General features: G+C 59.9%; 17 protein-coding genes and 1 pseudogene. 3 read left to right on the top strand and 15 right to left on the bottom strand.

Features of this window, described 5'->3' with window-relative positions:
* Positions 1-324, top strand: a pseudogene (locus AB4Z15_RS23620) (TMEM175 family protein); the annotation flags it as partial.
* A 385-nt stretch (positions 325-709) separates the two neighbouring features.
* On the opposite strand, the gene AB4Z15_RS23625 reads toward AB4Z15_RS23620, so the two are convergent.
* From AB4Z15_RS23625 to AB4Z15_RS23635, 3 genes are read right to left on the bottom strand one after another with little or no spacing between them, the layout of a single operon-like run.
* Positions 710-1,042: a DUF6510 family protein gene (locus AB4Z15_RS23625; protein WP_442002448.1), complete on the bottom strand. Its 333-nt coding sequence runs from the start codon at positions 1,040-1,042 to the stop codon at positions 710-712.
* A complete protein-coding gene (locus AB4Z15_RS23630) occupies positions 1,039-1,836 on the bottom strand; it encodes a ferredoxin reductase (protein WP_442002447.1) in 798 nt (265 codons plus the stop codon). The genes AB4Z15_RS23625 and AB4Z15_RS23630 overlap by 4 nt, the downstream gene beginning before the upstream one ends.
* On the bottom strand, positions 1,787-2,377 hold the full coding sequence (locus tag AB4Z15_RS23635; RefSeq protein ID WP_442019201.1) for a molybdopterin-dependent oxidoreductase: 591 nt from the start codon (positions 2,375-2,377) through the stop codon (positions 1,787-1,789). The genes AB4Z15_RS23630 and AB4Z15_RS23635 overlap by 50 nt, the downstream gene beginning before the upstream one ends.
* A 272-nt stretch (positions 2,378-2,649) precedes the next feature.
* Here AB4Z15_RS23635 and AB4Z15_RS23640 point away from each other — a divergent pair, with 272 nt between their 5' ends.
* The gene (locus AB4Z15_RS23640) at positions 2,650-2,916 is read left to right on the top strand and encodes a type II toxin-antitoxin system Phd/YefM family antitoxin (protein ID WP_442003648.1); all 267 of its coding nucleotides are present in this window, start codon (positions 2,650-2,652) and stop codon (positions 2,914-2,916) included.
* A complete protein-coding gene (locus AB4Z15_RS23645) occupies positions 2,913-3,173 on the top strand; it encodes a type II toxin-antitoxin system RelE family toxin (protein WP_442003647.1) in 261 nt (86 codons plus the stop codon). Before AB4Z15_RS23640 ends, AB4Z15_RS23645 begins: the two co-directional genes overlap by 4 nt.
* A gap of 176 nt (positions 3,174-3,349) precedes the next feature.
* On the opposite strand, the gene AB4Z15_RS23650 is transcribed toward AB4Z15_RS23645, so the two are convergent.
* The 12 genes from AB4Z15_RS23650 to AB4Z15_RS23705 all read right to left on the bottom strand — a co-directional run bounded on the left by AB4Z15_RS23650 (position 3,350) and on the right by AB4Z15_RS23705 (position 14,573).
* Entirely contained in the window at positions 3,350-3,814 is a 465-nt protein-coding gene (locus tag AB4Z15_RS23650) for a VOC family protein (RefSeq protein WP_442019202.1), read from the bottom strand.
* 75 nt (positions 3,815-3,889) lie between these two features.
* On the bottom strand, positions 3,890-4,639 hold the full coding sequence (locus AB4Z15_RS23655; protein WP_442003645.1) for an SDR family NAD(P)-dependent oxidoreductase: 750 nt from the start codon (positions 4,637-4,639) through the stop codon (positions 3,890-3,892).
* A gap of 61 nt (positions 4,640-4,700) precedes the next feature.
* A complete protein-coding gene (locus tag AB4Z15_RS23660; protein WP_442019203.1) occupies positions 4,701-5,687 on the bottom strand; it encodes a Gfo/Idh/MocA family protein in 987 nt (328 codons plus the stop codon).
* Positions 5,684-6,415: a carbohydrate ABC transporter permease gene (locus tag AB4Z15_RS23665; RefSeq protein WP_442019204.1), complete on the bottom strand. Its 732-nt coding sequence runs from the start codon at positions 6,413-6,415 to the stop codon at positions 5,684-5,686. The genes AB4Z15_RS23660 and AB4Z15_RS23665 overlap by 4 nt, the downstream gene beginning before the upstream one ends.
* A gap of 125 nt (positions 6,416-6,540) precedes the next feature.
* Positions 6,541-7,455 (bottom strand): carbohydrate ABC transporter permease, encoded by a 915-nt coding sequence (locus AB4Z15_RS23670; protein ID WP_442003642.1) that lies wholly within the window; start codon positions 7,453-7,455, stop codon positions 6,541-6,543.
* Between the two features lie 58 nt (positions 7,456-7,513).
* Positions 7,514-8,776: an ABC transporter substrate-binding protein gene (locus AB4Z15_RS23675; RefSeq protein WP_442019205.1), complete on the bottom strand. Its 1,263-nt coding sequence runs from the start codon at positions 8,774-8,776 to the stop codon at positions 7,514-7,516.
* A 107-nt stretch (positions 8,777-8,883) separates the two neighbouring features.
* Entirely contained in the window at positions 8,884-10,185 is a 1,302-nt protein-coding gene (locus tag AB4Z15_RS23680; RefSeq protein WP_442019206.1) for an MFS transporter, read from the bottom strand.
* Positions 10,155-11,147 carry a Gfo/Idh/MocA family protein gene (locus AB4Z15_RS23685; RefSeq protein WP_442019207.1) on the bottom strand — a complete coding sequence of 331 codons (993 nt, stop codon included), beginning with the start codon at positions 11,145-11,147 and terminating at the stop codon, positions 10,155-10,157. Before AB4Z15_RS23685 ends, AB4Z15_RS23680 begins: the two co-directional genes overlap by 31 nt.
* Positions 11,144-12,046 (bottom strand): sugar phosphate isomerase/epimerase family protein, encoded by a 903-nt coding sequence (locus tag AB4Z15_RS23690; RefSeq protein ID WP_442019208.1) that lies wholly within the window; start codon positions 12,044-12,046, stop codon positions 11,144-11,146. Before AB4Z15_RS23690 ends, AB4Z15_RS23685 begins: the two co-directional genes overlap by 4 nt.
* Positions 12,047-12,050: 4 nt before the next feature.
* A complete protein-coding gene (locus tag AB4Z15_RS23695; RefSeq protein WP_442019209.1) occupies positions 12,051-12,617 on the bottom strand; it encodes a VOC family protein in 567 nt (188 codons plus the stop codon).
* Positions 12,614-13,609: a LacI family DNA-binding transcriptional regulator gene (locus AB4Z15_RS23700; RefSeq protein WP_442003637.1), complete on the bottom strand. Its 996-nt coding sequence runs from the start codon at positions 13,607-13,609 to the stop codon at positions 12,614-12,616. The genes AB4Z15_RS23695 and AB4Z15_RS23700 overlap by 4 nt, the downstream gene beginning before the upstream one ends.
* Positions 13,602-14,573 carry a Gfo/Idh/MocA family protein gene (locus AB4Z15_RS23705; protein ID WP_442019210.1) on the bottom strand — a complete coding sequence of 324 codons (972 nt, stop codon included), beginning with the start codon at positions 14,571-14,573 and terminating at the stop codon, positions 13,602-13,604. The genes AB4Z15_RS23700 and AB4Z15_RS23705 overlap by 8 nt, the downstream gene beginning before the upstream one ends.
* Between the last annotated feature and the right edge of the window lie 104 nt (positions 14,574-14,677).

Below are 14,677 nucleotides of genomic sequence, written 5' to 3' on the forward strand. Positions count from 1 at the left end.
TGGATGGATGAGTCCGGCTTCACACAGGTGCCCGTCCTGTTATACGGAATCAACCTGCTGTGTGCAGCGATCGCGTACTACATCCTGGAACGTCGCCTGATCGCCGCCCAAGGCAAGGACGGGGCCCTTGCCCGGGCTGTCGGCCGGGACTGGAAAGGCAAAGCATCCCCCGTGATCTATATGGCCGGCATCGCAGCCACCCTGGTCCAGCCCCTGTTCGGGATCGCCATCTTCACCGTTGTGGCGCTGATCTGGCTGGTCCCGGACCGCCGGGTTGAGCACTTTGTCGCCAGGTCTCCTCAAAGCGATAACGGCGTCGGCTAATCGGCTACTTCACTCCTAACCACGCGACGATTAGCAGCCCTGCGCGCCGAATCAGGAACTTGGTTCTGGTGCTGCTGCTCAACAGACGCGTTCACGGGTGGGAACCCGCAGCCTCCCGGTGAACGAATACACCAAGCACCACCGTGACGACGACGAGAAGCGCCGGAGCGTCTCTGCGGTGGCAACCCGCGCTGCTCGCCACTGGATCGTCACAAGCCATCACCAATGACGCCGTTATTCGTACTTTGGCCAGAAAATAGGAATAAGCTCACTCCTATTCAGACTTAGGAGAACCGGTGACCGACTCCTGGCCAGCGCATGGGTAAACTTCACATCTTCCAGGATTGGGAGGCGGCCCCGCTCGCGGTGCCAAGGCAACGGACGCCTACTCTTCGCGGTCGATCTCCAAGTAGCTGAGGCCACTCAAATCCAGCCAGTATTTGGTTGGTGTTTGGACCAATCGCAGCAGCACGCCCTGACAGTCGCGGCACCGGACCACAATTCCGGGCGCGTCGGTGAAGACCATGGCCTCGCCAAAAGCCCTGACGGAACCGCAGTGTCTGCAGCGTCCCAGCGCCGCGATGATGTCGATGCGGAACACTTCGGATAGGGCGCCGGCTGCGGCGTTCCCGTCTACATACGGAATCGGGTCATGGGGTGCTGCTGCAATGTCCTGGTCATCGGACTCGGGGACAGCAAAGTCGTCGGTGCTGTTCACCGGATGCCTCCCGTCCCGCCAAACCGCTCGGTCTTTATGGACTCCGGCGGATAACCGGCCATTACAAGCCAGTCCGAAACGGTCTCCACAAAGACGGTTTGGCCGCAAACAAAAACATCGGGGTTCTCCTCTGTTGGGAAGATCTTGCCCAAAAGGCCCTCGGAAGTAAGGCGACCTGGCGCTGCCGGCCAGCCGTCCGGCGTCGAACGCGTGTAGATGTAATCGACCATCAGCTTGGCTGATTCCTGATCCAAACGGTGCAGCTCGTCCCGATAAAGCGAAGAATCCGGAGATCTGAGGGAATAGAGCAACCTGAAAGGGGCCCCGCTGTTGGACGCCCGATGGGCACGGATCATCGACATCAACGGCACCACACCTGACCCTCCCCCGATCAGCTGCACCGGGTTCGCATTGGCTGGCCGCCAGACAAACCAGCCGCCCACCGGTCCCCGGATTTCCAACTGGTCCCCCACGGCCAGGTCCCGGACAAGGTAAGGTGACACTTCGCCGTCGGGCAGTTCATCAACGGTGATTTCCAGATGCTCATCCGTACTTGCCGATGCCACGGAGTAGGACCGGATGGCTGTATACCCGTCCTCTGCGGTGAGGCGGATATCAATGTGTTGCCCGGCCAGATATCCCATCAAACCATCCACGCGCAGCCTAATGGTTCGGGCTGTGGCGTTTTCCAGTTCCCCGCCCACCACTTCCGCGACCCGCCATACAGAACTCACGGCAAAGGCCTCACGAGTACCGCTCCTCGCGCCACGGATTGCCGTGAAGGTGATATCCATTCGATTCCCAGAAACCTGGAACGTCTTCGTCAGTCAGTTCCAAGCCATGAATCCACTTGGCGCTTTTCCAGAAATACAAATGCGGCACCAAAAGCCGCGCCGGACCGCCGTGTGCCCGTTCAAGAGGTTCGTGATCAAATTCCCAGGCCACCCAGGCCTTACCGCCCAGGAGATCCCACAGCGGAACATTGGTTGTGTAGCCGTCGAAGGAATGGGCGGTGGCGAAGTCGCGGGTGGTCTCCACGTTTTCGAAAAGCGTGTCCACTGAAACTCCGCGCCACGTCGTTCCCAGCTTTGACCAGCTGGTCACGCAGTGAATGTCTTCGGTGATCTCCTCCTGCGGCAAAGCCATGAACTCATCCCAGGACCACGCGAGACGTTGGCCATCCTCCGCCGTAATGAAGAACTCCCACTCATCGGCGGGAATGAGCGGAGCGGGTCCAGCCGTCAGAACGGGAAAGTCCTGCGTTTCATGCTGTCCCGGAGGCAACGCAGAATTCTCGGACCGTCGTCCACGGAAACCGGAAGAAATGATACCCATGATTTACCTCCGCAGCGGAGCTCCTCCGGCCAATGACCGTTGATGCCCCAACGATAGGGCAAGCTGTGCGCGGGGTCTAGGGATCGACGAGGGTAAGCCAGTGCACACCGCCTACACGCGCGCGCTGCCATAGAAACTGTCCCGGCCCCCGCTTCAGCGAAGGACTTGGATTTCCTCCACGACATGGCAGAAAAAACGGAACATCCAGTATCGTGGTTTCGGCGCTTTCCGCGCTGATGTACATTTCAGCGCTAGCGAGTCTAAGATTGGGCATGAGCGAAATGACTGTGACGGACGCACGGAGCCGACTCTCGGAGGCAGTCGATACCGCCCGGGTGAGCCATGAACCGGTGTATCTGCTGCGCCGTGGCCGCCGCGTCGCGGCGCTAATCGACGCCGAAGACCTCGCCACGCTGATTGAAGCCGCCGAAGACCTGGAAGACCTCCGGGCGGCGAACGCGGCGCGGGCCGAAATGGCCGACACCGGCGAAGGCCCGGTGCCTTGGGAGGAAGTCAAGGCGGAACTGGGCCTGGCGTGAGCTATGCCGTGCAGGTCGCGCCAGCCGCGCTGCGGCAGTTGCGCAAACTCCCACCCGATGCACGCCGGCGGATCCAGGCCGCCATCGAACTCCTCGCCGAAACCCCGCGCCCGCCGGGGGCGAAGAAGCTCGCCGGAAGCAGCGGCGACTGGCGCGTGCGCACCGGCGATTACCGGATCATCTACGAGATCCGGGACGGGCAGCTGATCGTCCTGGTTGTCGCCCTGGGCCACCGGCGGGACATCTACCAGCACTAGGCAGGGACGATACCGCCAAGTCAGGCGCTGTCGGGTTGTCTTGAGCACGCGGCGAGGTCGCCATTCACCGCGTCGACGGCCAGCGTCGTTATCGATGAGGCTCAGGGCCCGTTTCATTTATGGCCCTTCTCGGTCGACCTCCTAAGAGGCTCCGGATTTAGTGCGCGTGTTGTTTGTCAGGATGTGCCGCGATCCCGCCAGTCCGGTGCCTGAATGAGCTCCACCCGGTTACCATCCGGGTCGAGCAAGTAGATCAGCAGACCCCCTGCATTTGGGCCGGAATCAGGCTCAACCGGTTCGGACAACGCACCATATCCGAGCGCCGTCATCTCAGCGAACACCTTCCGGACGTCAACACCCGTGAAGGCAAGGTGCGCCGTTCCCGGCTGCGCCTCAGTGGGGTTGATGGCGGTTGGAGGATCCTCGACCTGGACGAGTTCCAACTGAAAGGTTCCGTCAGGCGTCGTGAGGAGTAGCGCTCTGACCTTTACGCCCGGACGGCCGAAGAGTTCGCCTATGTAGGACCCTGACGTCCAAGCCTCCGAACGGACCAGTCCTAGCCCGTCGGCATAGAACCGTGCGCTACGCTCCAGGTCCGCGACATGAAGGGCAGTGTGATGATGTCTGATTTCGGCTTTCACTTCGCTCCCTGTTAATTGCGGAGGGGCTCGGCCCTGACGGGGCCTCAAGGTTTGTGAAACCCCGCGCCTGGTGATTCAGGTTCCGATTCCCAGATGTGCTCCCCCTGCCACATCAAGAGACACTCCCGTGATGTAGCGGTTGTCCGGATCGGCAAGGAAAAGGATGGCGCGGGCGACTTCCTCGGGTTCGGCAAACCGGCGCATCGGCAGTTGGGCTGCCCTCTTTGCCCTGCTGGCAGCCGCTCCCGAGCCGGAATCCTTGTCGAACTGTGCCCGCATGGGTGTGTTCACCGGGCCTGGGGCGATGGCGTTGACTGAGATGCCGTCAGGCCCAAGCAGTTCGGCGAATGACCACATGATGTGCAGAACGGCGAGCTTGCTCGCGTTGTACGGCAAGTAATTGAGGCGTGCTTCTTTGGCCGCGACGGAGGACAGGACGACGATGGCGCCGGCCGTGCCGGACTCAAGCATGGACTTGGCGGTCTCCCGCACCATCGTGAAGGTCGCCGTGGCGTTGATCCTCAGAATTGAGTCGAATTCTTCTGTGGTTGTTTCCATGATGTTGGGGGTGGGGCCCAGCACTCCGGCTGCATGGATGAGGACATCTACTCGACCATATTTGGCTGCGATGTCCTTAACAAGGGTCGCGCATTGTTCTTCCGACGTGATGTCGAGGGGGTAGAACTCCTTTAGCGATTGGCCCTCTTTAGGGGACCGGTCCCCGCCGATGACGACGGCGCCTGCCGCTGTGAGTGCGCTGACGGCGGCGTCGCCGATTCCCCCACTCGATCCCGTTACCAAAACCACTTGGTCTTTGAGGCTCATTTTCAATCCTTACTTGGTATTGCTCAGTTCGGCCGGTGCCACTGTCTAGTTTTTCGCGATGCTACGGGGTAACCACATCCTCAGCGCCGTAAACTGCCGCTGCGAGGAGGGCATCGGCGATTTCTGTAGCGTGGAGTGCTGGAGCGAACCCGACTGCGGGACTTTCACCCGCGCAGAACTTTATCGCCGCCTCTGCCTGGCGAAGGAAGAGATCCGAGGGCTCGAAAGTGTTCACGGAATGGCCACCGTCACGGTCCCAGATGTGAACTGAATCGTTGGACCACAACAGCCGGCCTGTAGTTGCCAGGACATCGATGGTGAGGCTCCAATCGCCCTGGTTGAGACCTTCCGGCTCCTGCCAGGGAGACCAGTAGCTCTGCATCGTGAATACGGCACCCTCAGGAAATTCGAGGGCGGATATGACATGCTCTGGCACCGGGGACCCATACAGGCTGCTGCTGGTACTGGTAGTCAGCACCTTTGGGTCACCGTCAAACCATGATGAGACCAGTTCGATGGCGTGAATGCCATTCACGACGGCGACGCCACCCTCCTTCGGGTCAGCGCGCCACGAGTTGATGTCCTTTTTATGGGCGACCGAACGAACACAAACAGCGATCACGTCGTTGTTCCTGACCCATTGAGAGGCAATTGAGGCGGCGGGATGATGGTAAAGCGTGTACCCCACCATAAGCCTCTCATTTACACCAGAAGCGGCAGCCATGACCGCAGCGCCTTCGGCATCTGCAGCTACCGGCTTTTCCGTCAACACACTGAATCCCCTGTTCAGCAAATCTGCGACTATGAGCGGCTGCACCGTAGTGGGCAATGCTACGACAACCAGGTCCAGGTGCTCAGGGTCGAGTTCCTGGGCACTGGGCACCAACTGTGCGCCCAGCTCCTGAGCGAGCGCAATGCCACGCTCGTCCTTCTCTACAATGACTGCGACGTCGGCCCCCGCCGCGGCGAATGCGCGCGCGTGCCGTGATCCTGCCCAGCCGGCCCCTCCGACGACGGCTACACGAGGAGCAGTGGCCTGTGCACTCATGATTTGACACCACCGGAGGTCAGGCCCGCGATGAACCAGCGCTGGAATGCGACGAAAATGCCCAGGACGGGAATGAACGCGACAATAACGAAGGCGCCGAAGGAAGCCCAGAAGTTGCCGAACCCGGTTGAGATATACCGGACGATGCCGTTCTGCACCGTCTTCATGTCCTCGGTGGTTGCCAGGACGGTTCCAACGAGGAAGTCATTCCAGACGAACACAAAGATGAAGATAGCAACGGCCGCTATACCCGGACGGATCAGGGGCAGCACAATCCGTATAAGTATTTGAAGTCGACTGCAGCCATCAATTGCCGCAGCTTCCTCAATCTCAACCGGAATGTTCTCGATGAAATTGCGAAGAAACAGGATCGTCTGTCCGCAGATTATCCCCGTGTAAACCAGGATCAGCAGAGGGTAGCTGTTGATGAGGGACGTTTTGACAAACATGGAATAGAGCGCGATGAAGACAACAACACCCGGGACCATGGACAGCACCAGAATGCCCGTCATGAGGCTTTCCATACGACGGCCGCGGAAACGGGTGGCGACGTACGCTGCAGGTACACACACTGCCAAGGCGAGAACAATCGATCCAATGGCGTAGATGATTGAGTTCGCAAAGAAGCGAACATTAGCGGAGGTAAACAGGCCGGCGTAGCTGTCGAAGGAGAATGGGGCCGGAATCCACACCGGTGGGAAAGCCACGGTATTGGCTTCAGTCTTCAAGGAGGTCGACAGTATCCAAAGGATTGGAGGCAACACAAGGGCTGCTGTTACAGCAACAATTACCCAGATGGGTACCCGCCGCAGAATCTGCCCAGGACGTCGGCGTTTGGCCGGGATTACAGCAGTCACAGGGTGTCCTTCCGTCGGAAGCGAATGGCTACCAGGGTCAGCGCGATGTTGATAGCGAAGAGCAGAATGGCAGTTGCCGAGGCTCCCGAGAGGTCAAAGTCTTGGAATGTCTTGTTGAATACACGCATGGAGAGGGTTTCCGTGCCGCCGAGCGGGCCGCCTCGCGTAGTGACCAGGATGATGGTCACCATCTGTACATAGAGCATGAGCAGGACGACGACGACCGAGACGATGGTGTTCCGGAGGAAGGGTAGCGTGATGTTCACGAATCCCTGCCAGGCGTTTCCCCCATCGACGCGGAGGCTCTCGTAAAGTTCATTCGGAACGGTCTGCAGGGCACCCAGGAACAGAACCATGGCCTGAGGATAGGACCACCATGCGGTGATGAGGGTTACAGCCACCAAGGCAGAACCGGGCGATGAGAACACGTCCGTGGGGCCGAAGCCCAAAGCCTTGGTGATAGCTGTGCCCGGACCATAGTTGGGATTAAGGAACCATAGCCAAAGGGTGCCGACGGTGGCTTGTGACATCAGCCAAGGAAGCAGAAACAGGCTTCGAACCGTCCGCTTGAAGCGGATGATCTTGTTCAATACCGCTGCGGAGGCAAACCCAAGCGGCAGGGCGATTGCCAACGCACCAAGTGAGAAGGCAAGAGTGGTACCGATTTGTTTTGGTAGATCCTTGTCTGAGAAGAGCTCCGTGAATGAATTCAGCCCGGAGAACTCTTTGATCTGGTAGTACGTGGTTTCGTGCAGGGCAGTCCAGGCCGTGTAGATCAGGGGCCCGACGAAAACGAAGAGGAACACCGCTACGACCGGGACGACATAGAGCCATACAGCGCGGTCTTTCCGGGCCAATCTGGCAGGGGGCGTGATGCTCCGCGCCGTGCGGGGTGCTTGTGTCACTGACATGGGTTTCGCTTTCCTGGGACCAGCGCAGTTACGTCGATGTTCCTGTCGGGATCGAGGCTCACTTGTTGGCCGCGTCCTGGGCAATCTTCATGAATTCGTCCGCTGACCGGTTGTTGAGGTACAACTCCTGGCCGGCTCCGGCGAGGCCACTTGCAATGGCGATCCAGTTGTCCGGGTAGGTGTGGGGCTCGCTGTGTTCTTCAACGAACTTGCTCACATCCAATACCGTCTTCGCTTCGGGCGTGCTGAAGTATGGCTCCTTGAAGGTCGCCGAACGAGTGGGTACGTCACCTCCGGTTGCCATCAACGCACCAGCCTTCGGTCCGGTCATGTATTCAATGAACTTCCAAGCCGCCTTGGCATGCTTGCTTCCCGCACCTAAGCCAAGGGTCCAGCCGAAGGTCGATCCCGTGTCCGAACCATTCGAAGCCTTGGGAAGAGTGGCGGACTTGATGTCTGGGTTGGCCTTCTGCAGTGTCAGAAGGCGTTCTGTTCCAAGGACCGCCATAGCAACTGTGCCGTTCTGCAGGCCATCGGTGACGGTGGAGTACTGGTCGCCGACAACGCTGTTTGACATGCCTCCGGCTTTCTTGAGCTTGACAAGGAAGTCGGCGAATTCTCTACCTTTTTCGGTGTTAAAAGCGGCTTTGCCGTCCTTATCCGAGATGTCCTGTCCCACCTCACTCATGAAGCAATCAAAAAATGTCGAGATGATCGCGGAGTTATCGACACCGGAGAAGCCCGTGCCGAACCCTGTGTAGCCAGCGGCTGCTGCTTTTCCGGCGACATCCGCCACCTGGTCCCAGGTGGTGGGGACAGCCGCTCCGATCTGCTTGAGGGTCTTGTCGTTGTAGTACAGCGTGCAGGTCCGGTAGTCGTACGGCACCGCTACCTGCTTCCCGTCCTTGTCCGCCAGCTTGTCTGCAGGGCGCAGCCAGTCTGTGACCTGCTTAGCTTCGTCCGGGAGCGGTTGATAGACCTGGGCGGCAGCAATCTGTGGGACTACCGGGGCGAACATTTTGACCACGTCAGGTGTCTGGCCCGCTGCTGCCGCCTGCGGGAGCCTACTGATCATGTCTCCGAAGGAAACCGTGGACAACTGGACATCGATGTTGGGATTTTCTTTCTCGAAGTTCTCGATGTTTTGCTTCAGCGCCGCGGCCCGCGGATTGTTCTGGCTCGGGTCCATAAAGTCCCAGTACGTCAATACCACTGGACCATCTTCTTTGTCGTTGCCTGCGTCGCCCGAGGTGCTCGAGCAGCCTGTCAGTAGTGCTGCGGCAAGGGCAACGGCGGTCAAAGTGCCTGAGCTTCTCATCATTGCGTCTCTCCTTTGAGATCGGTTGCATTTAGCGTCAGTCCGAATGAGATCGGTTGCTGAGATCGGTTGCAATAAACATAAGATGGCCGAAGGGGTCTGTCAAGGATTTATTTGATCCGGAGGCGAGGCGCTTGATGCTCTGGTGTGCCGGTTTGGCGTACATCGTCAAGACAGCGTGGTTTGTTGATCATTATGGCTCCCGCGGTCAGCACCAAAAGCCAGGCTCCGAGCATACTGAAAGAGGGTAACCAGTTATCGCCTGGTTGGTGCAGGAGACCAAAAAGCAGTGGGCCGATGCCGGCGAGGGCGTAACCGACTCCCTGGGCGAACCCCGATAGTGCCCCCGAGCCAGCTTCCGTTCTGCTGCGTTTGTTGATCATCGTGAACGCAAAGGAATAGGCACCCTGGCCCAACCCAGCAACGACCACCCACACCACTCCAGAAGCTGGTGGAGCAAAGACGATGCCTGCGTAGCCGATGGCGAACGCGACAACGAACAGGACCGCAATGGGCATAGGGCGCGGCATTCGCGCTACCACCAGAGGCGCGATCAGACCCACAGGCAGGCCGATAATTGAATAGAGCGCAAGCATAGAGCCAGCCGTTTCCCCGCTCATCCCCCGGTCGACAAAAACAGCCGGAAGCCACATCAGGGCTGCAAAGGTATTGCTTGAGCAGCCGGCGAAAATTAGCGCCATACCCCAGCCGACCGAGGATCGCCAGGGCTTTATCGCCCTATCAGGTGGCGCTGGAGGGTCACGACTTATTGGCTTCGCGCTGCGCTCACCTTTCCACTTCCCGGCAAGAACCATCAGCCAGGGCAGGGCTGCGACTGCGCTGAAGCCCGCCCAAATGCCGACTGACAACCGCCAGCCATAAAGATTGGCAAAGGGTGTGGCACATTGGGCGGCAATGGCCGTGCTGACGCCCAGGAGAGTCACGTGAAGGGCTGAAAGAAGCCCGATTCTCTTGGGAAAGTACTTCATCAGAAGCGGCGGAACCACGATATTGACCATCCCGATGCCCAGCATGGCGATCCAGGTGAAAGCCAAAAAGACCAGGGTGGTCCAACCCAGTGCGCGTCCGACCTGACCCAACGTTGTCAGCAGGAGTGCAACTAATAGCAGATGCTCGAGCTGGATGCGACGCACGAGCGGGAGAGCCAGAAAGCCTACTAAGGCGAAGCCGGCCGTCGGCAGCATCCCCAGCGTCCCTGTTGACACGGCATCGAGTGGAAGGTCCTTACCAATTGAGTCAAGGAGTGGGGATGCCGCCGAAACCGCTTGCCTGGCACTGAAGGCGACCAGCAGAATACCGATAAGAACGGTGAACCGCCCTAGTGGACCTGACGTGAGGCTGGGCGGGCTCGCCTGGTGCTTCAGCTTCCGCTGACTGCGTGGCTGGCCCATTCGCGGCCGGCTTGTTCTTCTGTGGGCAAGCCGGCGGAAGCGAGAATCCGGTCCAGCAGGCGTTGCGTGTGAACGGCTTCGCGGCCTGAAGTCAGCGGTTGTCCCCTGTCGGCGACCCGGTCCAGGAAGTGGTGAACGGCAGCCGAGAATCCGAGGGTGTCTGTCGCAGTAGCCCAGCCATATGCCTCGGCGCTGAGTTCCCGTGATGTGGTGACGCCGTTGATCGTGGTGGAAACCGTTTCGGGTGCCCTGACTTCGACGGTCTTTCCGTCACCGTAGGCGTCCAGTTTTTCGTTCCAAGCTCCTGCTGTACGGGCCGCCATCAAGACGCCTGTGTTCCCCGTGCTGAAGCGAATGGTTGCTGCGAGGCCGTCTTCTTCCCAAGGGTCGTCACCGGCGGCGTGGGCGGTGACGTGTTCAGGCTCGCCGCCGCAGTACCAGCGGAGGAGATCGACCATGTGGATGGCGTTCTCGAATGTCGCGCGGTATTCAGATCCGGGGCGGTTTTTCTGGGCGACGCAGAAGGTGGCGCCGTTGGTTCCGAAAATTTCCCTGCCGGCTGTATAGACGGGCGCATAGCGGCGGTTGAAGTCGACCATGAGCACCCGACCGCGTTCGTCGGCGAGATCTGCAAGGCGTTCTGCTTCATCGGTTGCCGGGGCTAACGGCTTTTCACAGAAAACGTCGACGTCACGATTTAGGCAAAGTTGGACGGCATGGGCGTGCTCGGCGCGTGGTGTCAGTGCAAAGACAGCATCCAGTTCCTGTGCGGCCAACATCTCCTCCACGGTCTTGTAGGCGGAGTTGAAGCCCCAGCGCCGCACCAGAGCGCTGGGATCTTCACGCCGGGAGACGAGGGCGGCCAATTCGACGTCGTCGCGTTGTACGAGGGTGGGTAATTGGGCGATGGTGGCGATGTTGCCCGCGCCGACAACTCCGACGCGGAGACGATTGGTGTTCATCGGGCGTTCCTTACTTCAGCGAGATCAGAGAGCATTGAGCGCAGGACTGCGGCGGATTGGCGGAAGCCATCCTCGGGCGCAGGGAGGTCTTGGGGGTGCCACCGGTATTCAAGCTCGATGCTCAGCACGTCGTCGTAGCCGTGCTGCAGCAACGTGGCGAGGATCTGGGACCACGGAACTACGCCGCTTCCCACGACGCGGGAGCGGACCGCCCGCTCGGAAGCGTTGACTCGGGCTGTTTCAGTGGCCCGGAAGGTGGCGTTGGGATCGGTGAAGACGAGGTCCTTTACGTGGACGTGACTTATCAGGTCGCCTTGGATTGCGAAGGCTTCTTCGTAGTTTTCGTCGTGCGTGAATGTCAGGTTGGCCTGGTCATAGAGAACGCGGACGGCAGGATGGGCGATTTCCCGGACCAATGCAGCGGTGTCCGCAGCGGTCTGGGTCATAGTGCCGAAGTGGTTTTCAACGCAAAGGCGAACCCCCGCCTGGTCTGCTTCAGGCGCGAGGGTTTCCAAGGCTTGACGCAGTTTCGCCCACCGTGCCGCATGATCGTTGTCACCGGGGTGCCAGGAACCTGCATAAACACGGACCCGGTCGGCGCCGAGCAGGTGCGCGGTCTCTATGGCGCCGCGGAATTCGTCGACTGCTTTGCGCCATTCCACGTCGTCCAGGGCATTAATGGCGGTGGTGTATGGCGTGAGACCCACAATGGGTACACCTGCGCCTTCGGCCGCTTTCAGTGCCTCCATCGCGGCGCGATGGTCCCTTAAAGGCAACCCGGACTTGTAGTCATCCTGGTAGATGACTTCGGCGGCGTCGAGCCCCACCGATCGGAAGAGATTAATTGCTTGGGGAACCGTGTGGTCCGGGGTGCCTAGTGTGTGACCAGCTAGCCGCATGGTTTCATGTCCTTTCTGACGTCTTTCTTGTTGCTGCCCAGTCCGCGGGACCGACCAGCCGGGGCGGGGCTGCGACGCGGGACCGATCCACGATCTCCATCAGCAGTCCCCAAGGGGTAACGAAGTAGGTCCAGCGGTTGCCGGCTACACGAGGGCTGTCACCTGCGACTTCCTTGCGTTCCCCGAGCACGCGAACCCCTGGTGTCTCCTGCAGCACTTCGATGGCTTCATCGACGTCGTCCACGACGAAGCACAGGTGGTGGCCACCGGCGTCGCAATGACGCGGTGGCGTCTCGCGCCGCTCAGCGCTGCTCCACTCGAAAAGCTCGATGTTGAGGTTCGGAGGCAGTCTCAGCATGGCGAGTGTGAGCTTGGCATCTGCCGGGACTTCGAAGTTTGTGGGCATAAAGTCTTCGTCGGGCCCGCGTTCGGAGCGGTATAGCTCTTCAGCTCCGAGCACTTCGACGAAGAACCGAACGCCCTCGTCAAGGTTTGGAACCGTCAGTCCGACGTGGTCAGTGTGTTGGAGTCCCGGCAAACGCCGGAGCGTCGACTCCCCTGCCGCACTCATTTTCGAGGTCCCGAGGTGGAACCGCGCACCAGAAGCTCAGGTTCGAGGACGATGTGGTCCACGGAGCCGTCAACATTCTGCTTTTCTGCCAATTCGATCGCGATATGTCCCATGTCGGCGATGGGCTGCCGCACTGTTGTCAGGGGAGGGTTGAAGCGCGCACCGAGAGCGAGCCCATCGAACCCGATGACCGACACGTCGTCCGGTACCCGCAGGCCGCTCCGACCGAGTTCCGAGATCACTGCAAAGGCCACCATGTCGTTGGCCGCGATGATAGCCGTCGGCGGATTGTCCATCTGCAGGAAGTGCTCTGCCCCGCGCGTTCCCGCATCCAGGTCTGACCCGCTGTCCAGCACCACGGGCGCGCTGCCGCTTTGGGCGGTGAGCTCCAGATAGGCGTCCATACGGTCTTGGGCCGTATGTGTCCCGGCGATACCGGAAACGTAGCCGATCGAGGTGTGCCCCAAGGCATGCAAATGGTCCAACGCCAGCATGATTCCTTTGCGGCTGTCGACGGTGACCGTAGGAACGGAGTCGTCACCTTCCACGCGGTCGATCACCACCACCTTATGGCCGAAGGCAAAACGCTTCAGGGCTTCGGAATCCACCTTCGTGGAGGGCGCCACAATCCCGAACGGGGCATACATCGCCTGCATCGCTGTGAAGTATCCATCGGTCTTGGCCGGGTCGCCGTTGGTGACGCAGAGCATGAGTTGGTAGCCGCGCTCGTCAGCTGCCTGTGTCATTGTCTTGGCAAGTTCTGCGAAGAACGGGTTCGTAATGTCAGGGACAATCAGAGGAATGATGGTGCTGGTCTTTCGACGGAGCGCTTGCGCCAGCGGACTCATGGTGTAGCCGAGTGCCTCGGCGACCCGAAGGATGTGCTCGCGTGTTTCACTCTTCACCGCCTCAGGGCGTGAGAACGCCCGGGAGACTGTTGACCGGTGGACACCGGCAGCTTTTGCAACGACGTCGATACTCAGGTCAGGCATGTTCATTTCCTCCGTGCTGGTCGTCATAGGCCCGCCAAATGGGCCGCATGACATTCTCGAGCTGGGCCAGCGTGGGCAAGCCCCGGAATCCATCATCCAGTGTCCGTGCGACACTCCGCACGAAGGGGTCGTAGAGCGGGTCGCTGTCCACATCGATCTTGTCGGATTCTGTGGTGCCGTCCAGGGCCGTGAAGGTAGCTGTGCCGTCTGAATCGACGGACGCGAATCCCGCTTCTCCGACCGAAGTGAAGCTGCAGTAGCGCTTGAACGGGGAGCCGGGGAATGCGTAGCCCACCTCAACAATGGCTTCGCGTCCGGCCGGCGTGGTGATGATCAAAGTGGCATGATCCTCAACAGCCTGGTCATGAAGGACCGAGGAGAGCCGGGACTGGATATGTGCCACTGACTCATCGCAGCCCTGAAGGAACAGATCAACGAAATGTGGACCGAGGTTGGCCAAGCATCCTCCGCCAGCCTTGATGGGGTCGAGCATCCAGGGGTTTGCGTTGGAGAGATACCGGGATGGTGGTCCTGCGATGAAAGATGTTCGCTGGTACGTCGGTCGTCCAGCTTTAGCCAGCCATCGGTCGGTCGGGCCGCCCCGCTGGACCAAGGGTACTGTGGCGGGCACGCCAGCTGCCTCGGCGGCCTTACGTACGGCAGAAAGTTGGGCAAGTGAAGTTCCCAGCGGCTTTTCCACCACGAACGGAATACCCCGTTCTATCAGGGCAAAACACTTCTCCGCCATGCCATCGTGGGGGCCAAAGACATAGGCAAGGCCAACATCGGGAAGGTCCACTAGCTTCTGCCAGTCAGCCTCCACCGGTGCTCCCCAGCCGTCGGCAAGTCCTTGGACGATGGACACGTCCTCGTCACTGACTCCGAGGACGTTGTGCTCGTCGCCAATGGCCTGCGCATAAAGCGGAACGTGCCAATGGGAAGCACCAAGAATGATTGTGCGCACATGAGTCAACCGCAATACCCCCTTGTATGAGATCGGTTGCTGAGATCGGTTGCAATAACAGTATGGATGGTGGGAGAGTTTGTCAACGGAACATCAACACGAGC

Origin of the sequence: Paenarthrobacter sp. 2TAF44 (genome assembly GCF_052114885.1) — a bacterium.
In the GTDB taxonomy this organism is placed as follows: domain Bacteria; phylum Actinomycetota; class Actinomycetes; order Actinomycetales; family Micrococcaceae; genus Arthrobacter.